We start from the raw sequence: 18,619 nt of genomic DNA, 5'->3' as shown, positions 1-18,619 counted from the left end.
TTTGTACGCTATGGATTATCCGAGCGCGTTTTTATTTTTATAAAAACAGCAATGCTGTTTAAACAAATAATTCTAGCAGGTCATTTAAAAAACGGTGGCCTTTATTTGTAACCAACCATGAATGGCCTAAATCTTCTATTAATCCTTTATCAAGTGCAGTGTTAATTGCAGCTTCAATTTTGCTTATTGGTAAGCCAGAATAATAGATGAACTGATTTTTATTGCATGGCTCTCGCAGCCTAAATTGGTTCATAAAGAACTCAAATGGGCGGTCTTCATTTTCAACTTGCCAGCTTTTATATAAATATGGCTTGCTAAGATCCATATAACCACGAGGGTGTTTCACTTTTACGGTACGTAAAATACCATCTTGTTTAGGCTGAGTTATCTTACCGTGGGCGCCACAGCCTATACCTAGGTAATCACCGAAGCGCCAATAATTTAAATTGTGTTTACATTGATAACCAGGTTTTGCATAGCCTGAGATTTCGTAGTGCTCATAACCGGCTTCAGCCAGTAATTTTTGCCCTTGTTCTTGAATATCCCATAGAGTGTCATCTTCAGGGAGAACCGGAGGTTTAGAAGCAAACTGAGTGTTTGGTTCAATGGTCAATTGATACCAAGATAAGTGAGGAGGATTAAGCGCAATGACTTTTTGTAAATCACTTAACGCATCTTCGACACTTTGACCTGGCAGACCATGCATTAAATCCATATTAAAAGAATTTAATCCTGCAGTTTGTGCTTCTTTTGCTGCGTTTATGGCTTCATTTTCGCCATGAATACGGCCTAGGGATTTTAACTTATCGGCCTGTAAACTTTGCACACCAATTGAGATACGGTTAATACCCGCTTCAACATAATGCTTAAACTTATCTTTTTCTACTGTGCCCGGATTCGCTTCTAGGGTAACTTCAATATCATCTTCAAAGGGGATAAGCTTTTCTATTTCGGCTAATAACCATTGATAGGCCTTACCCGATAACAAACTAGGTGTGCCGCCACCGACAAAAATACTGTGTAGTTTGCGACCTTGCACTAAGTGCAAATCAGCCTGCAAGTCGTGGAGTAAGTGTTGAATATATTCTTGTTCAGGTATTTCACCCTTTTGACCGTGGCTATTAAAGTCGCAGTAAGGGCATTTTTGCACGCACCAAGGTACGTGCACATATAAGCTTAGAGGAGGAAGTTGCACAATTAGCCTTTTAATTTAGCAACGAGTTGCTGCAGTGCCTGACCACGATGGCTCAGGGCATTTTTTTGCTCCTTCGTTAATTGTGCAGACGTGCATCCTTCGCTTGCTACATAAAACACCGGATCATAACCAAAGCCTTCACGGCCTTGTTGATCTTCTGTGATGGTCCCTTCCCAGCTTGCTTGACAAACGAGTGGTGTCGGGTCATCAGCATGACGCATATAAACTAACACACACCAAAAACGCGCAGAACGCACAGCTTTACTTTGCATCTCAACCAGTAACTTATCGATATTGTCTTGGTCGTTTGCGTTTTCACCAGCAAAACGTGCTGAATACACGCCTGGCGCGCCGTTTAAGGCATCGACCTCAAGACCCGAATCATCGGCTATAGCAGGAAGCCCTGTTATTCTTGCTGCATGGCGTGCTTTAATTATGGCATTTTCGATGAAGGTAGTGCCTGTTTCTGGCACGTCAGGTACATCAAACTGGCTTTGTGGTAATACTTCAATGTTTAACTCATTAAGCATTGCACCTAGCTCTTTAACTTTACCTTGGTTGCCTGTGGCAAGAACGATTTGTTGACTCATCAGTTAATTAGTCCACGTAGAATTTTTGTTGAAAGTTTAAAACTTGGAAGTTGTTACCTTGGTTAATGTTGATATTGAAGCGATAAATCTCTTCATTACGAAAATCAACTTGGGCAAGGTAATAAATGGCATCACCATCAACCACTTCTTTGAATTCCAGCACTTGTTTAGTACCAAGGAGGTTCTTTGCTTCACCTGTGAGTTTGGCTTTTTGAGCAGGCGTGCCCTTTTTATTGGCAAGCACTGAGATATTAATCACGCCTTTGTAGTTACTACGCTCAAGCCCATAGGCTTTGGCAATACTCGGCTGAATAAACGTTGACGGGAAAGCTATGTAGTGCACTTGCCACGGGCCGAGTTCTTTATATTGTCCACCTTGTACAGAATTAGCAGAGGTAATAAAGCTACTTAAAGCAAGGATGAAAGCAATCAAAATTCGCATAAATACTCCTAATTAACCTAGCAAGTCCATGATTAATAATTGCACGAACTGTAGGCCAATAATTAATACCAAAATAGATAGATCTAAACCGCCAAGAGGTGGGATAACTTTACGAATTGGGCGTAGCATTGGCTCAGTAAGTTGGTCAAATACCGCGGCAATCGGGTTATAGCCTTGTGCTACCCAGCTCATGATTGCACGAATAATTAATATCCAAAATACCAGCGTAAAGGCCTCTTTTAAGACAGTGACAACACCATTGATTGCGGCGCCTACAGGCTCCCAACCACCGTAAAACATCACCATAAGCAAAGATACTTTGGCAAAACCAACTAAGAAAGCGAGTACCAAAGAGGCGAGGTCCAAGCCACCTACCCCAGGAATGATTTTGCGTAGAGGGTTAACCGCAAAAGAGGTAGCTTTAACGACGGTTTGACTGAGAGGATTGTAAAAGTCAGCGCGAACTAACTGTAGCCAAAAACGCAGTAATATGACCATTAAAAATAGGTCGAATACAATACCAATTAAAAATTGCATAGCAGTCATGGCTGCCTCCTAGATCTGTTGTTCCATTTCTTCAGCGCGAGCGATACAGGCGTCCATAGCGTCGGCAACGGTAGTTTGTAAGTTTTGTGATTTTAAGTATTCAACAGCCGCGTGTGTTGTACCACCTTTTGATGTCACATTAGCGCGCAGTTGTTCGAGTGAAATGTCATCATTGGCAAACGCCATTTCAGCCGCGCCTAATGCAGTTTGCTGTACTAATAATCGAGCTTGTTCATGGCTAAAGCCAAGATTTACGGCTTTTTCAGCAATAGATTGCATAAATAGGAAGAAATACGCAGGCGATGAGCCGGTTACAGCAATGATGTCATTTATTTGCGATTCTTGCTCTAACCAAAGTGCAATGCCTGTTGCGCTGAACATATCAGTGACAATGGCTTTTTCTTCATCGCTAATTGCATCGCTGAATAAGCCACTAACGCCTTTGCCCAATAAGCTTGGTGTATTTGGCATACAGCGCACAAGTTTAGCGTCAAACCCTAGCATTTCGCGCAAGCGTTTAACCGTAATGCCCGCTGCAACTGAGATGAATAGTTTGCTACTCATATCTATACCCGCGTCTTGGAATGTTTGGCAAAGTTCTGCCATCATCTGTGGTTTAACAGAGAGCACGATAATATCGGCTTGCTTTACTGCAGCAAGGTTATCTGATGTGGCGTTCACACCTAAGTCAGCTTCAACTTTTGCTAGTTTTTCTGGATTACGGTTAGTAGCAATAATGCTGTTTGCATTGAAGCCACTTTTTACCATACCACCGATGATGGCATAGCTCATGTTACCTGTTCCGATAAACGCGATGGTTTTATTTGACATAGTTTGTGCTTACCTTATTGTCTTTTTCCAAAAATATCGGTGCCAATACGCACCATGTTTGCCCCAGCAATGATGGCAGGCTCTAAGTCCTGGCTCATACCCATAGAAAGGGTATCTACTTGAGGATATTGGTGCTTTAGTTTATCAAAGCAAGCCCGCATTTGCTGAAAATATTGTAATTGTTTCTGTTCATCGTCAGTTTTTTCGGTGATAGTCATTAAACCTCGGAGGTTTAATTGACGTGCATCAGCAATAAATGCGACCAATTCATCTAGCTCTGATAACTGACAACCAGACTTATTTTCGTCTTCGCTGATGTTGACTTGGATCAGAATGTTTAATGGCATTAGGTTATTTGGGCGTTGCTCGTTTAAGCGCTTTGCAATTTTTAAACGGTCAACACTTTGCACCCAACTAAAGTGCTCCGCAATATGGCGAGATTTATTTGATTGGATCGGGCCAATAAAGTGCCATTCAATGTCTTTTTTATCTTTTAAGTGTTGAATCTTATCAACGGCTTCTTGTACGTAGGACTCCCCAAATTGACGTTGCCCAGCGTCATAAGCTTCTTCAATAAGCTCAATTGGTTTGGTTTTAGACACAGCAAGTAATTGCACTGTATCGGAAAATGGACTGTTTTGTTCTGCTTTTATCACGCGATCGTAGGCGCAGCTCAGACGTTCTGCTATTGTAACCATATTATATTTCAGCTCGTTTTGGAGTCATACATGGATATTACTGAATTATTGGCCTTTAGTGTTCAACATAAAGCCTCGGATTTACATTTATCATCGGGTGTTTCGCCGATGATCCGGGTTGACGGCGATGTGCGTCGTGTAAATATTCCCGCGTTAGAATCGAAAGACGTAAATAGCCTTGTTTACGATATTATGAATGATAACCAGCGAAAGGACTATGAGCAAAATTTAGAGGTAGACTTTTCATTCGAAGTGCCTAATTTAGCGCGTTTTCGTGTTAATGCATTCAATACGAGCCGTGGCCCTGCGGCGGTGTTCCGTACCATTCCGTCAACGGTACTTTCACTTGAAGAGTTAGGTGCGCCAGATATTTTTAAGGATATCTCAGATAAACCGCGAGGGTTAGTACTGGTTACCGGTCCTACCGGTTCTGGTAAATCAACCACTTTAGCCGCTATGGTCGATTACATAAATAATAATAAACACCACCATATCTTGACCATCGAAGATCCCATTGAATTTGTCCATCAAAATAAATTGAGCCTAATTAACCAACGTGAAGTGCATCGAGATACCCATAGTTTTAAAGCGGCCCTTCGTTCAGCGCTGCGTGAAGATCCTGATGTCATCCTAGTCGGTGAATTACGAGATTTAGAAACCATTCGTTTAGCTATGACTGCCGCCGAAACTGGCCACTTAGTGTTTGGTACATTGCACACCACATCAGCACCAAAAACCATAGACCGTATTATTGACGTTTTCCCGGGTGAAGAAAAAGACATGGTGCGCTCAATGCTGTCTGAATCACTGCAAGCGGTTATTTCACAAACACTGGTTAAAAAGGTAGGGGGAGGCCGTGTGGCTGCACACGAAATCATGCTTGGCATTCCTGCAATCCGTAACCTAATCCGTGAAGATAAAATTGCGCAGATGTACTCGGCCATTCAAACCGGTGCTATGCATGGCATGCAAACAATGGATCAATGTCTAAAGAACTTGGTTAACCGCGGTCTTATCACAGCGCAAGATGCACAAACAAAAGCACATGATAAAGCGCAATTTGGTCCAAATATGTAAGGGGAGGCCATCATGTTATTGAATCAATTCTTACAAGCCATGGTAGACCGACAAGCTTCAGATTTATTTGTTTCTGCGGGTCTAGCTGTGAGTGCCAAAATTGATGGTGAGTTAACGCCTTTGAGTGAGGAGCGCTTAACACCCGAAGCCTCTCTTGAGCTTGTTGAGTCTGCAATGAATGACAGGCAAAAAGAAGAGTTTTATCGCGAAAAAGAATGTAATTTTGCGATTGCTACGGATGAAGGGCGTTTCCGTGTTTCTGCATTTTGGCAAAGAGATTGTGCGGGCATGGTACTGCGTCGCATTGTGACACAAATTCCTGATGTGAATGATTTGGGCCTGCCTTCTGTTCTGACAGATGTGATCATGTCAAAGCGTGGTCTGGTGTTATTTGTCGGTGGTACAGGCACAGGTAAGTCAACATCACTAGCTGCACTGCTAGGTTATCGCAACCGTAATCAGCGTGGTCATATTCTAACAATCGAAGATCCGATTGAATTTGTGCATGAGCACAAAAAGAGCATCATTACACAGCGTGAGGTAGGGATTGATACAGAGAGCTTTGAAGCGGCGCTAAAGAGCTCGTTGCGACAAGCGCCTGATGTCATTTTAATTGGTGAAATTCGCTCTCAAGAAACCATGGAATATGCACTTAGCTTTGCTGAAACTGGCCATTTATGTGTGGCAACACTGCACGCAAATAACGCTAACCAAGCGATTGACCGTATTATGCACCTGGTTCCGAAAGAGAAACATGATAAACTCAAGTATGACCTAGCATTGAACTTACGTGCAATAGTCGCTCAGCAACTCGTGCCTTCAGCGAAAGGTGAAGGGCGCGAAGCAGCCATCGAGATTTTACTTAACTCGCCAATGGTTGCTGAGCTTGTCAAAAAGGGTGACATAGGTTCAATTAAAGAAACCATGGCGAAGTCAAAAGAGATGGGTATGCAGACCTTTGATCAGGCATTGTTTGAGCTCTATAAACAACGTCGTATTAATTATGCAGATGCACTTCACTATGCAGACTCGCCAAATGATCTACGCTTAATGATAAAGCTGCAGAATAATGAGCAGCAAGGCGCAGGTTTCCTACAAGGTGTGACTGTTGATGGGTTGGACTCAAAATAATAAGTATTTAAGAAGTTTATATTTTGTACTGCCTATGTTGGTTGTGTTATTTAGTCACACAACCAACGCATTAGGCATAAACAAAATACAGATATACGTTAGGGATGATGTGTATATCGATTACAAACGATTCCTAAACGGCCGTAACGTCTCAGAGATCACGGACTTTTCTGGTGAGTATATTCGTCGAGACGTTGTTGATATGATTTTAGCGCAACAAGCACTCGCGTTAGGTGGCTTTACAAAAGAGTTCGAATATCAAACTGGGAACGTCAACTTTAGAAATACCAAACTGCTCGAACAAGGAAAACTGCTACTCAGCATGGACAGTTATTGGTTAGAAGATGCCAAAGCAATGTCTGACTCTGTGTATGTCAGTAAAGCGCTCATCAAGCGAGGTGAGTACTATGCCGGCGTATTTTATTCACCAAAGAATAAAAAAATGCAGCAGCTTCAGAGTTATCAGCAACTGATAAACTACACCTCAGTCAGCACACCACGCTGGCGTACCGACTGGGAAACCCTACATAACCTGCCATTAAATAAGCTATTTGTTGAACATGAGTGGGTGTCTCAAGCGCGTATGGTAAGCATGATGTGGGCTGACTTTATGTTAATGCCACTGATGCCGAGTCTTAAAAATGAATTTAATTTAGAAGGCATAAAGTTAGTTGCTCACCCAAGTTTGGTGATGCTTTTGGATGGTAGTCGACACTTGGTTGTATCGAAAGCGCACCCATACGGTAAAGAAGCTTTTAAAGCGTTGCAAAAAGGGTTAAAGGTATTAAGGGAGCGTGGCATGATCATAAAAGCCTACACGCAAGCAGGCTTTATTCCTGATCTGTCAAAGTATGAAGTTTTAAATGAGTTACCAGCTAAATAACCTCAGCTCTGGATAAGCGAATTTGTCCAATAAAGCTATTTTTCTCACTCTCAGCGTTGCTTTCATTTGTAATAGCACGCTATTACTGCATAAAAGCGCCTTGATATTGAGCGAAATATCATCATTGGATTGTACGTAAGTTTGTTTTCAAAACTTTTTCTATTCCAAAACCCTTATCCAAACCTGAGGTTAAATAAGAATTAATCCCACAGCGACTCAAAAAAGCTTTCTAAAATGATAACCGCAGACATACTGTCAACGTTACTCTTGCCTAAGTTTCGATAGCCACCTTGTTCAAATAAGCGCGCTTTTGCGTCAGTCGTGGTCAGTCGTTCATCTTGGGTTTCAACTTGTAACTTAAAGTTATTATGTAGGCGGTTGGCAAACTTTTTTGCTTGGAACGTCACTTGTTGATTTGTACCATCCATATTTAACGGCAGTCCAACCACTAATAAATCCGGCTTCCAGTCGTCGATGTGTACAGCAATTTCACCCCAATTAGGAATGCCATCTCGCGCTTTTACAGCACCAACACTATTGGCAGTGCCGGTGATCTCTTGACCAACAGCAATACCAATACTTTTAGTACCAAAATCAAAGCCCATGACCGTTCTTTGGCCAATGGGCGTTTTTTCTTTTTTATTTGTCATTAACTTTATTCTTTATTAAGCATGGCCTGCGATAGTCGCAAGTTTAGAGACATCGAAACCAAGCATTTCTACAGCTTTTTGCCAGCGTAGCTCTACGGGGGTGTTAAAAATGATTGCTGGGTCAGCTTTTATTACTAACCAGCTGTTTTCTGACAGCTCTCGTTCTAGTTGGCCTTGCTCCCAACCTGCATAGCCAAGGGTAATAATAAATTCACTGGGGCTGTCATCATAAGTCAGGCTTGCTAGCACATCCTTAGAGGTGGTTATCATGATCTCAGAGCTCAGTTCCTGACTCGATGAGTAGCCATATTTTGGCGTATGAAGCACAAAGCCTCTGTCGGTATGCACAGGACCACCTGCAAACACATGGCGCTTAGACGCTTCACTCATCTTGTTATTTTCGATATCAATTTTATCGAGAAGTTCACCGACAGTCACATTGACAGGGTGGTTAATCACCAGTCCCATCGCTCCTTCTTCATTATGCTCACAAATATACGTCACACTTTGTTTGAAGTAGGGGTCTTGCAAACTCGGCATTGCGATTAAGAAATGATTTTCTAATGATGATTGCATATTGATGGCCTTAGATCAGAAGATGGGGCGCATGTTGCCCCATTTTGTTTATTTATTATGGGCTAGTTTCTCTTCGATCGCCTCATAGAATTTATCCATAATTGAAATATCAAACGCAGCTTCTATTTCTTTTACGCAGGTTGGCGCTGTGACATTGATTTCGGTTAGCTTGTTACCAATGATGTCTAAGCCAACAAAAATGAGTCCTTTTTCTTTTAAAATTGGCGCGACAGCTTGCGCGACTTTTAAATCATCCTCACTGATAGGACGCGCTTCACCACGACCTCCTGCGGCGAGGTTACCTCGGGTTTCACCACCTTGAGGAATACGTGCTAGGCAGTAAGGGATGACTTCACCATTCACAACCAAAACTCGTTTATCGCCTTGCTTAATTTCTGGAATGTACTGTTGTGCCATTGCAAATCGGCTACCATGTTCTGTCAAGGTTTCGCAGATCACACCAATATTTGGGTCATCTTGTTTGACTCTGAAGATTGAAGCGCCACCCATGCCATCGAGTGGTTTTAAAATGATGTCGCCATGCTTAGTTAAAAACTCGCGAATTTGTGCTTGAGAGCGGGTCACAAGCGTATCTGGTGTATGTTCACTAAACCATGCAGTAAATAGCTTCTCGTTAGCATCGCGTAAACTTTGCGGCTTATTAACCACTAAAGTGCCGGCATCTTCAGCGCGTTCAAGAATATAGGTAGCGTAGATGTATTCAGTATCAAATGGTGGATCTTTTCGCATTAAGATCACATCTAGATCACTCAGTGCAATATCTTGTTTATCTTCTAATGCATACCAGTTGTCAACGTCATCAAACACGGTTGCTTTAGCTGCGGTTGCACGGGCTTGGCCTTGATATAAAAACAAGTCGTCCATTTCCATATAGTACAGCTCATAGCCACGTTGTTGCGCACTGAGCATCATGGCAAAGCCAGTGTCTTTTTTAATATTGAAACCACTGATTGGATCGCTAATGATACCGAGTTTAATTGCCATAATGTTTACCTAGTTATTTGAATGTTTTAATCAATATGGGGTTAGAAAAGCACTTTTAAAGTGCTAAATCACCAAATTGCAATTGCAGTGCACTTAATACGGTTAAAGCGGCTGTCTCTGTACGTAGTACTCGTGGGCCTAAGCGAACATCTACAAAGTCTTGCTCTGAGGTCGCTGCCATCTCTTCATCAGTAAAGCCGCCCTCTGGCCCCACTACAAAACGCACACCTTGTGTTGGTACTGGTAGAGTTTTAATACTGTGCTCGGCACGAGGGTGTAGGGTTAACTTTAACTCTTCACTTTGCTGTGACAGCCACTGAGATAATTGAATTGGAGGGTGGATCTTGGTTACAAAATTACGACCAGATTGTTCGGCAGCAGCGATGGCGATTTTTTGCCATTGCTGGTGCTTCTTAGCGAGGCGATCACCGGTTAGTTTTACGCCACAACGGGTTGTGAACAAGGGGGTGATTTCGGTGATACCGAGCTCTACAGATTTTTGAATGGTGAAATCCATTTTATCACCGCGAGAGATCCCCTGACCCAGATGAATTTTAAGAGGTGATTCAACGTCAACTTCTTTGAATTCGATAGGTGTTGCTGTAACCGACTTTTTGCCTACTTCGGTCAGTTCACACAAATACTCTCCCCCTTCGCCATTAAACAAAGAGACGTGATCGCCTTGCTGCATCCTTAACACTCGACCAATATGGCCAGCAGCATCATCAGAAAGCTGAACAGGGGTGTTAAGGCTTAACTCAGAAGGTTGAAAAATATGGGGAACGCGCATAGTGATTAGACTTAAAAACAAAGGTGGGGCAATAGTAAGGCTAAGCGAAAGCGACGTCTAGTCATTCTCTAATTTACATAAAGATGCTTCGATTGATTTATCGGCTTCATCGAGGTGCTCACTGTGGCAAGACATGTGATTCTCATGAAATACATCAGGAATTTTACTGTAGTTATAACCTTCGGGTGTGATTTCAACTAAATAACGGATTGGGTGAAGTGCGTTGAATATGGCTCTTTGCTCTTCATTTGCTAGATGAAAATCTAGATCATGGATAATCACCCCTGCGATTTGATGGTGTTCTAACAGGTAAGCAGCAAGCTCAGTCACACTTATTTCGTTGGCAAAGTCACAATAGCAGTAGTCTTTGATCAGGTTATCGAACATCATTTTCACTAAATGACGGGTGTCTTCACCGGCAACAATAAGGTGTTGCGGCTTGTTTGGAAATTGTTGATTTTGATAGGTCACAAAATCTCTGCTGAATTCAGCATTACTGTCGATGAGTAAAAAATTTTCAAAACAAGTCGCCATACCTTCACCTTGCTTCAGTCAGTTATTAACTCGCTAGACTGAAAAGAGATTAATAAGTAAATAGCCCATAGCGGTGAAAACCGCAAATTCTATACAGGCAACGCCAATATTATCTTGGTGATCAACTTCTAACCCTACATTCACTTTTGGTAGAGCAAAATGAATAAGAGAAAAGCTCATTGAGTATAACAGTACCCACATTATTCCACAGTGAAGCAATACGCTATTGATATTCTCGACTATGGTGGCCCCGTGATAAGGCGCACTCTGTAACCCTGCAAAGAGCGCTAACGAAAGCCCAATGGTTTTACCCGCATAGCGTATACCAATTGAGGTATTCGCAAGGTTAAAGTTTTGTTGCAATGAAGCACCTTGGTTTGCTTTGGCAAATCGCATTTCTCTGAGCTTGCTATCAATGGCGAATACGATCTGCAAAACAATAAAGCTCATCGTTGCCACCAATAAATCACTGACGCCTTGTGGGTGAAGCCAGTGAAAAATACCTAATACAAGAATGGTATTGCCCAGTAACATGCCCGAATCGACGAGAGCTGCACAGATATTTTGTTTCATGATGGCTTTTTCTTCATTGAAGCGATTTAAAATCCACTTACGATGAATATATTGGCCTAGTAAAATAAAACTAAAGGAAATCAGAACGGTCAGTATGGCTAAGGGAAAGTTACCCGCAGTTAAGTGTTCATACACATCAGGAAAGATATAAGCGCCTGTGATCGCGATGATGCCGATTTGACAGGCGTAGTTAATGCCGAAGGCAAAGTTGTCGCGTTTAGCAATTTCAGATTCGAGGGCTTTTTTGGCTTTGTATTGCATGATCAGACGATGACCAATCACAATCAGGCTTGCTAATACAAAACAAACTAAAATGGCAAAAATATTGATATCGAGTAAAGACAAATATGACATATAACGTGTAATGTTATGGTTTTAATAGATTAACTATAACGACTCCCAACTCATTGAGCTACCTAGCTTTGGAGATTTTTTATGCATCAGGTCGATTTTCCGCTTTCACTTTTGCAATTAGCTGAGCAACGTTGGCTGCAATTATATGGCGCACAGCCTTATGATGAACAGCTTGGGCGGTTAATAGGGCTCAGCGATTTTGCATTTAGAATTTTAGAAAAACAACCTGAGTTAGGGGCTTGGTTACAGCAACTTAATGTTGACTGTCGTATCGTTCCAGAGCCACTGACAGGTGACCTAGCCGAACTGAGTGAGCTGGCATGTTTTAAACAACTGCGTTTATATCGCCAGCAGTACTGGCTAAAGGTGATGTGGTTAGACTTGGTTCATCAAAACCCCATCGAAGACAGTATTGAGTATATTTCTAAGCTGTCAGAAGCTTTAATCGGGGCAGCGAATCAATGGGCGTTTGTTCAAACAACAAAGCAATGTGGCGCCCCGTTAGATGAACAAGGCAACCCTCTGCCAATGTTGGTTTTAGGCATGGGTAAGCTTGGTGGCGGAGAGCTTAACTTTTCATCAGACATTGATTTAATTTTTACTTACCCAAGAAATGTACCGACGCAAGGCGGTAGACGCAGTTTCGAATCCCAAGTGTTTTATACTAAGGTTGCGCAAAAGCTGATTAGCGCGTTAAACCAAGTGACCGCAGACGGACAGGTATTCAGAGTGGATATGCGCCTTCGACCATTCGGTGAAAGCGGACCTCTGGTGATGAGCTTTGCTGCCATGGAAGATTATTATCAAGACCAAGGCCGTGAGTGGGAGCGTTATGCGATGCTCAAAGCTAGGCCGTTAGGGGAAGAAACTTGTTATTGGGATGAGTTTAAGCAACTACTCAAACCTTTTGTTTATCGCCGTTATATTGACTTTTCAGTGATTGAGTCGCTTAGGAAAATGAAGCATCTCATCGCACAAGAAGTACGCAGAAAAGGGTTAGTTAATAATATTAAACTTGGTGCGGGTGGTATTCGTGAAGTTGAATTTATAGTGCAAGCACTTCAGATGATCCGCGGAGGTCGAGATGTTGGCTTGCAAACCCCCTCTATATTGGCCGCCATTTCAGAATTAACTCAGCTTGATATTTTACCGAGTGAAGTCAGCCTTAGTTTGAAGCGTCATTATTTATTTCTCCGTAGAGTCGAGCAGTACCTGCAAGCATTTGACGATCAACAAACGCAAACTTTACCCGATGCTGAGTTAGATAAAGCGAGACTAGCTTATTTACTCGACCAGCCAGATTTTAAGACGACTTTGCCTCAGATTAACCAAGTGATGGAGTCAGTTCGACAAGAGTTTGCTTTAGTGGTGGGTGATGAACCTCAAGAGCAAACGAGTTTTGACGACAGTTATAGCTATGCCTGGTTACAAAGAGATTGCTTACAATTAGAAGGTATACTCGAAGCTGAAAAATTAGCGCAATGGCAAAGTGTGCTGGTTGAGTTTGATGCCAAGCTTAATAAGCGTCATGTAGGCACAAGAGGGCGAGATATACTTGATAAGTTGATGCCCGCTTTACTGCATGCCTTAGCACAGCAAAAAAGCTCAGCTGAGTTATTGCAGCGGGTTTTAAACATTATTGAAATGATAGCGACTCGAACTACTTATTTAGAATTATTGTTTGAGAATCAAGGTGCACTGAAGCAATTGGTACTGTTGTGCGGTCATAGCAAGTGGATCGCTGAACATATTGCGAAGTATCCAATATTGCTTGATGAACTAATAGACCCCGCAGCGCTTTATAAACCTTTACCCTTGAGTGAGTATCAGACTGAAATTAGGCAGTATTTCTTACGTATTGAGCAAGATGATCTCGAGTTACAAATGGAAGCGCTAAGACAGTTTAAGCAAGCGCATCAATTACGTATTGCAGCCGCGGATGCGACCGGCGTGTTGAGCATCATGAAAGTCAGTGATCATCTTACAGCGCTTGCTGAAGCAATTGTATCTCAGTCAGTGAATCTAGCTTGGCAGCAAATGGTGAGTCGCTACGGTGAGCCACAGGGCTGTAATGAGCTTAGTAAGGGCTTTGCAGTCATCGCTTACGGCAAAGCGGGAGGCTTAGAGCTAGGCTATGACTCAGATCTTGATTTAGTGTTTGTCCATAATCAACACGGTGATAGCAGCACGATTGGTAATAAGCAAATCTCCTCGCGTCAGTTTTATTTAAAACTTGCTCAGCGTTTGATGCACTTATTCAATACTCGTACAGCATCAGGGATTTTATATGAGCTTGATACAAGGCTTCGCCCGGAGGGGAACTCTGGCTTGTTGGCGATTAATATTGAAAGCTTTAATCATTATCAGCAGTCACAAGCATGGACATGGGAACATCAAGCTTTGACCCGCGCGAGAATGATTTACGGTGAGACTGAGTTAGTCGAGCGTTTTGCAGTGATCCGTAAAGATATTTTATGTACAGCAAGGGATGAAGCTCAGCTAAAAGATGATGTTGTCAAAATGCGCGAAAAAATGCGCGCGCACCTTTCTAAAGACAGTGAACAAGCATTTGATTTAAAACAAGGCCATGGAGGCATGACAGACATTGAATTTATCGCTCAGTTTTTGGTATTAAATCATGCTAAGTATTGTCATGAACTCACGCACTTTCCAGATAATATTCGTATTCTAGAAAGTGCTGCGCAGCAGGGGGTGATCAGTTCAGAGCAACAAGCTATTTTGACAGAATGTTATTGCACACTGCGTGAGCACTATCACTTAAATAGTTTAAATCAGCACGGTCGTTGCGTGCCAAGAGAGCTAGTAGCCGATCAGGTAGAACAGGTCAGAAATATTTGGCAGCAACTTTTCAACTAAGCCTGCTTCCAGAATAAAAAACGGGGCTAATTTTAGCCCCATTTTTTGTTGATGATTTACTTACTTAACCTTCTACAATTCGTTCTGACGAAGTGAGAAGGTTTTTGTGTAATAACCGCAGCGCGATGGTTCGGGCAAAAGAAAGTATACACTTCGTACTCGAAGTCATCATTGATTGCGCGACCAACCTGATAAAGTGCCGACACAAAATTACTATCGACTCTGAAGTTATGTTTGACGACATAATCTCTTTCTAAATACCAAAATAGTTCAATGCCTTCTTCGCGCGCATAGTTGGCTAAAACTTCCTTCAAAGTGCCACCTGATTCAAAGCGTCGTGGCGCTAGCTCCCCGGTCCAACCAGGAGAGGAAGGTTTTACAACGAGGCCGCGTTGTGCCAGCGCATCATCTAGAGGAAAAGTTGGTTTTCCTAAATTTATGACATACTGATCACGTTCAGTATCTCGCTCGCTAACACGATTCCTAAAGCTTTCATAAAACTGCGATAGACCTTGTGCAGCAGCATTACTGGTTTTGGTCATATCCATATTTTCTGGTAATGTACCGTTAAGCACATAATAGGCCGCAGCAATTAAAATTGCGCTCAGGGCGAGGTGTTTTACCCAAAACCCGGTTGAAGACGACTTTTTTCTTTTGTTCTTTTTAGCCATACATAACACTCATGTTTTACTTGTAGTACGATGGCGCATTCTCATCAGGTCGTGTTTTGAACCTGCGGTGTAGCCACATATATTGTGAAGGTGCTTTATCAATTGACTGCTCCATACGCTCATTTACACGTCTAACATCATTATTGTCATTACCACTCGGAAAATCCTCTAGTAGTGGATGAAATTCAATATGATACTTACCTTGTTCATCTCGAGAGCCTGATAAGCTTAATGCCTCACAATGTTTACTTGCTGCGAATAGTAAGGTGCCTGTCGTTGTCGCTGTGTCTTTTACCGCATAAAATGAAGTAAACTCACAGCGGTTACGGCCATAATCTTGATCGGGCAAGTAGTAACACATTTTTTTGTTTTTTAGTGACTGCAATAAGCCTTTTACATCTCTTTTACCGATTAATGCCTCATTCGAACGAAGTCGTCCTCGAGTCATAAAAAACTCCATTAAGGCATTGTTATGAGGACGGTAGAATCCAACTCCCGGCTGAATAGAGCCGACAATTCGCCCTAGCATTTCAAGATGCAGCATATGTGGTACAAGTAAAAGCACCCCTTTACCATCAGCCTGCACGCGCTCAACATGTTCAAAGCCTTTAATTGAACCAATCACATTTTTAACTCGCCAATTTGGCCACCACCATGCCATGCCAGTTTCTAATGTTGCCACGCCTGTGTTTTCCATGTTCTCTTTTACGAGTTTAGCCTGTTCATCCTCGCTCATATCAGGAAAACAAAGCTTGATATTTACTTCGGCAATTTTGCGGCGTTTCTTAACATATTTATGAACTAATTTTCCAAGGCCTTGACCTAACCATATTTGTATTTTTTGCGGAAGCCAAGAAATTAGGTAAAGGAAAAGCACGCCAAGCCAAGTTAACCAATACTTTGGTGCCAAAAAAGCGAGTTTAAAAGATGGATTTGTGACCACAAAAGTTCTCTCGTACACAGAATTGTCGATAGTTTAACGATAAGCCTTTCAAAATACAAAAGCCGGCGAGTGCCGGCTTTTGAAAAAAGAATTTTAAGTGTCTGTTTAACAGCGCATAATTTTAGCCTTCAACAAGACCCTTGTTGATAGCTTCAAGGTCAGCTCTCGAAAGCGTACCTGTCGCTTGCTTAAGTCTAAGTGAAGAAAGCACGTATTGATAACGCAGATTAGCAAGGTTACGTTTTGCTGCATAAAGGTTTCGTGTACTGACTAGGACGTCAACAATGGTACGAGTACCTACTTCAAAACCCGCTTCTGTTGCTTGTAAAGCACTCTCAGCAGAAACAACGGCTTGCTCTAGCGCACGGTAAGTCGCAACATCAGACACTACTTGGTTATAAGACGTGATCACCGAGCGCGTGATGTCACGCATACTCTTTTCTAGATCTTCACTCGCTGCAACAAAATTAGCTCTTGCTCTGTCTGTCGCTGCTTGTGTTTTACCACCAGAGTAGATTGGGACGTTTAAAGTTAATCCAACTTGAGTCGTGTCGCCACGAGGTTTACCGTCAGCACCTGCTGCATTAGTTAAACCATCTGAGTAAGACGCTTCAAAACCAAGCGTTGGGTAATGACCAGCTTGTGCTCTGTCAATTTCATCTGACGCAATATCTAGGGATGCTTTTGTGATCTGTAAAGATAAATTACGCTCTTTTGCAACATCGATAAAATCAGTTGATTTTTTAGTTGGTTTTACTGTTGAAAAAGTATCAGTGTTTAAAGCATCAAGCTTGCTGTGGTATTTGCCAGTGATTGTTCTTAGTGTTTCACGCGCTGTTTCAACATCATTTGAAGCAACAATTTCGTCAGCAACAGCACGGTCAAACTGAGCTTGAGCCTCATGCACGTCAGTAATTGCTGTTAAGCCTACTTCATAGCGTTGCTTTGTTTGTTCAAGTTGACGCTCGATTGCGCGTTTTTCTGCTTGTACGAATTCAAGATTGTCTAATTTACTTAAAACGTCAAAGTAACCTTGGGCAATGCGAACAATTAGGTCTTGCTGAGCTAAAGCATACTGAGTCTCTGATTGCAGTGCTCGCTTTTCCGCAATGCCTAAACCTTCCCACACACCTAAACTGAACACGGTTTGTGAAAGAGTAAGCGTGCGAGTTAAAGAGTCTGAAGATGAACTACCAAATACATAACCTTGTGCGTCGTTTCCTTCATAACCATCTCTATCGGTTTCACCATAGCTCATTCTGAAACCTAATGATGGTAGTAATTCTCCTAATGCGCTGTCTTTAGCAAACCTTTGTGCGTCAGCTTGGGCTTTGGCTTTTAATACCGTAGGATCATTGGCAGTTGCAATGTCGTAAACTTGTAATAAGTCTTCGGCTTGAGAAATCGTGCTGGTTAAAGCGCATGATAAACCAACAAGTAGTGATAATAAGCTTTTTTTCATTTGTCGCTCGATCCTTAGACAATTTTTAATTGAGAGTATGTTACCGTGTTTTTATCAATAGCAAAGGGGTAAATACGTAAAAGTTTACGCTCAAGTGTAACAGAATATATTACAGTTGAAATACCTAGTTTTTTGCGTCTAGATCCCTATTTTTAAAGGTAAATTTATGAAGTCTATAAATCAATTTAATGAAAATGATGTAAAAATCACATCAATTGAGCCGGTTTTTGATGGCTTCTTTAAAATTCATGCGTATAAATTTAATCATGCGCTTTTTGCTGGTGGTATGAGTCAAACTGTGCGCAGAGAAATACTTGACCGTGGCCATGCTGTGGCTGTTTTACCGTACGATCCGAGTACAGATAATGTACTACTTATTGAGCAAATTCGCATAGGCGCGCTGGCAACAAAAGACTCTCCTTGGTTACTAGAATGTATTGCTGGCATGGCCGAGGGGTCGGCTGACTATGAAGAGGTGGTTCGCAAAGAAGCCAAAGAAGAAGCTGGCTTAGAACTGCAAGAGCTTGAATTTATGACATCATATTTATCAAGCCCAGGCGGTACCACTGAGCGATTATATTTATATCTGGCGAAAACAGACTTATCTAATGCAGGTGGTATTTATGGTTTGGATAATGAAGATGAAGATATCAAAGTGCATGTTATGCCTTATGATGAAGCGATTGCACGCCTAAACAGTGGAGAAATTGATAACGCTGCTACTGTGATTAGTCTACAATGGTTAGCGTTAAATAAAGCCCGTATTTTGGAACAATGGCAAGCAGAGTAAA

20 protein-coding genes are annotated in these 18,619 nt (G+C 42.0%); 5 read left to right on the top strand and 15 right to left on the bottom strand.

Translation table 11 applies throughout. The features are described from left to right. Window positions 1-58: 58 nt before the first annotated feature. Genes hemW through AAEU28_RS04855 form a run of 6 tightly spaced genes read right to left on the bottom strand, consistent with a single transcriptional unit; the run spans window position 59 to window position 4,302 of the window. Window positions 59-1,195: a radical SAM family heme chaperone HemW gene (gene hemW, locus AAEU28_RS04880; RefSeq protein WP_421963194.1), complete on the bottom strand. Its 1,137-nt coding sequence runs from the start codon at window positions 1,193-1,195 to the stop codon at window positions 59-61. Window positions 1,196-1,197: 2 nt separating this feature from the next. Then, window positions 1,198-1,785, bottom strand: a complete 588-nt coding sequence (locus tag AAEU28_RS04875) for an XTP/dITP diphosphatase (protein ID WP_421963193.1) — start codon at window positions 1,783-1,785, stop codon at window positions 1,198-1,200. A gap of 7 nt (window positions 1,786-1,792) precedes the next feature. Then, entirely contained in the window at window positions 1,793-2,227 is a 435-nt protein-coding gene (locus AAEU28_RS04870; RefSeq protein WP_421963192.1) for a DUF4426 domain-containing protein, read from the bottom strand. A gap of 12 nt (window positions 2,228-2,239) precedes the next feature. After that, the gene (locus tag AAEU28_RS04865; RefSeq protein WP_421963191.1) at window positions 2,240-2,773 is read right to left on the bottom strand and encodes a YggT family protein; all 534 of its coding nucleotides are present in this window, start codon (window positions 2,771-2,773) and stop codon (window positions 2,240-2,242) included. 9 nt (window positions 2,774-2,782) lie between these two features. Then, the gene (gene proC, locus AAEU28_RS04860) at window positions 2,783-3,604 is read right to left on the bottom strand and encodes a pyrroline-5-carboxylate reductase (RefSeq protein WP_421963190.1); all 822 of its coding nucleotides are present in this window, start codon (window positions 3,602-3,604) and stop codon (window positions 2,783-2,785) included. A gap of 14 nt (window positions 3,605-3,618) precedes the next feature. Then, window positions 3,619-4,302: a YggS family pyridoxal phosphate-dependent enzyme gene (locus tag AAEU28_RS04855; RefSeq protein WP_421963189.1), complete on the bottom strand. Its 684-nt coding sequence runs from the start codon at window positions 4,300-4,302 to the stop codon at window positions 3,619-3,621. Between the two features lie 30 nt (window positions 4,303-4,332). Here AAEU28_RS04855 and AAEU28_RS04850 point away from each other — a divergent pair, with 30 nt between their 5' ends. The 3 genes from AAEU28_RS04850 to AAEU28_RS04840 are packed head-to-tail and all read left to right on the top strand — an operon-like array spanning window position 4,333 to window position 7,393. Next, on the top strand, window positions 4,333-5,379 hold the full coding sequence (locus AAEU28_RS04850) for a type IV pilus twitching motility protein PilT (RefSeq protein WP_138482675.1): 1,047 nt from the start codon (window positions 4,333-4,335) through the stop codon (window positions 5,377-5,379). A gap of 12 nt (window positions 5,380-5,391) precedes the next feature. Further along, on the top strand, window positions 5,392-6,510 hold the full coding sequence (locus AAEU28_RS04845) for a PilT/PilU family type 4a pilus ATPase (RefSeq protein WP_138482677.1): 1,119 nt from the start codon (window positions 5,392-5,394) through the stop codon (window positions 6,508-6,510). Continuing rightward, a complete protein-coding gene (locus AAEU28_RS04840) occupies window positions 6,491-7,393 on the top strand; it encodes a hypothetical protein (protein ID WP_421963188.1) in 903 nt (300 codons plus the stop codon). Before AAEU28_RS04845 ends, AAEU28_RS04840 begins: the two co-directional genes overlap by 20 nt. Before the next feature lie 200 nt (window positions 7,394-7,593). Here AAEU28_RS04840 and ruvX read toward each other — a convergent pair whose 3' ends face one another. The 6 genes from ruvX to AAEU28_RS04810 are packed head-to-tail and all read right to left on the bottom strand — an operon-like array spanning window position 7,594 to window position 11,875. Beyond that, window positions 7,594-8,043, bottom strand: a complete 450-nt coding sequence (ruvX, locus tag AAEU28_RS04835; protein WP_421963187.1) for a Holliday junction resolvase RuvX — start codon at window positions 8,041-8,043, stop codon at window positions 7,594-7,596. Window positions 8,044-8,058: 15 nt separating this feature from the next. After that, window positions 8,059-8,619 (bottom strand): YqgE/AlgH family protein, encoded by a 561-nt coding sequence (locus AAEU28_RS04830; RefSeq protein WP_349285688.1) that lies wholly within the window; start codon window positions 8,617-8,619, stop codon window positions 8,059-8,061. 48 nt (window positions 8,620-8,667) lie between these two features. Then, window positions 8,668-9,624: a glutathione synthase gene (gshB, locus tag AAEU28_RS04825; protein ID WP_421963186.1), complete on the bottom strand. Its 957-nt coding sequence runs from the start codon at window positions 9,622-9,624 to the stop codon at window positions 8,668-8,670. A gap of 55 nt (window positions 9,625-9,679) precedes the next feature. Then, window positions 9,680-10,414: a 16S rRNA (uracil(1498)-N(3))-methyltransferase gene (gene rsmE / locus AAEU28_RS04820; RefSeq protein ID WP_421963185.1), complete on the bottom strand. Its 735-nt coding sequence runs from the start codon at window positions 10,412-10,414 to the stop codon at window positions 9,680-9,682. 57 nt (window positions 10,415-10,471) lie between these two features. After that, a complete protein-coding gene (locus AAEU28_RS04815; protein ID WP_421963184.1) occupies window positions 10,472-10,948 on the bottom strand; it encodes a hypothetical protein in 477 nt (158 codons plus the stop codon). A 33-nt stretch (window positions 10,949-10,981) separates the two neighbouring features. Then, window positions 10,982-11,875 (bottom strand): hypothetical protein, encoded by an 894-nt coding sequence (locus AAEU28_RS04810; protein WP_421963183.1) that lies wholly within the window; start codon window positions 11,873-11,875, stop codon window positions 10,982-10,984. Window positions 11,876-11,956: 81 nt separating this feature from the next. Between AAEU28_RS04810 and glnE the strand changes: the two genes are divergently transcribed. Then, window positions 11,957-14,752, top strand: a complete 2,796-nt coding sequence (glnE, locus tag AAEU28_RS04805; RefSeq protein WP_421963182.1) for a bifunctional [glutamate--ammonia ligase]-adenylyl-L-tyrosine phosphorylase/[glutamate--ammonia-ligase] adenylyltransferase — start codon at window positions 11,957-11,959, stop codon at window positions 14,750-14,752. Between the two features lie 56 nt (window positions 14,753-14,808). Here the strand turns inward: glnE and AAEU28_RS04800 are convergent, their stop codons facing one another. The 3 genes from AAEU28_RS04800 to tolC all read right to left on the bottom strand — a co-directional run bounded on the left by AAEU28_RS04800 (window position 14,809) and on the right by tolC (window position 17,828). Then, the gene (locus AAEU28_RS04800; protein ID WP_138482694.1) at window positions 14,809-15,423 is read right to left on the bottom strand and encodes a TcpQ domain-containing protein; all 615 of its coding nucleotides are present in this window, start codon (window positions 15,421-15,423) and stop codon (window positions 14,809-14,811) included. Window positions 15,424-15,439: 16 nt separating this feature from the next. Then, on the bottom strand, window positions 15,440-16,366 hold the full coding sequence (gene lpxL, locus AAEU28_RS04795; protein ID WP_421963181.1) for an LpxL/LpxP family Kdo(2)-lipid IV(A) lauroyl/palmitoleoyl acyltransferase: 927 nt from the start codon (window positions 16,364-16,366) through the stop codon (window positions 15,440-15,442). A 121-nt stretch (window positions 16,367-16,487) separates the two neighbouring features. Further along, on the bottom strand, window positions 16,488-17,828 hold the full coding sequence (gene tolC / locus AAEU28_RS04790) for an outer membrane channel protein TolC (protein ID WP_421963180.1): 1,341 nt from the start codon (window positions 17,826-17,828) through the stop codon (window positions 16,488-16,490). A 166-nt stretch (window positions 17,829-17,994) separates the two neighbouring features. Between tolC and nudF the strand changes: the two genes are divergently transcribed. Next, the gene (gene nudF / locus AAEU28_RS04785; protein WP_421963179.1) at window positions 17,995-18,618 is read left to right on the top strand and encodes an ADP-ribose diphosphatase; all 624 of its coding nucleotides are present in this window, start codon (window positions 17,995-17,997) and stop codon (window positions 18,616-18,618) included. The last annotated feature ends 1 nt before the right edge of the window (window position 18,619 follow it).

It is taken from the genome of Pseudoalteromonas sp. SS15 (assembly GCF_049257195.1).
Classification (GTDB): domain Bacteria; phylum Pseudomonadota; class Gammaproteobacteria; order Enterobacterales; family Alteromonadaceae; genus Pseudoalteromonas.
Note: the sequence above shows the minus strand (reverse complement) of the source record. Positions and strands in the feature narration are given on the sequence as shown.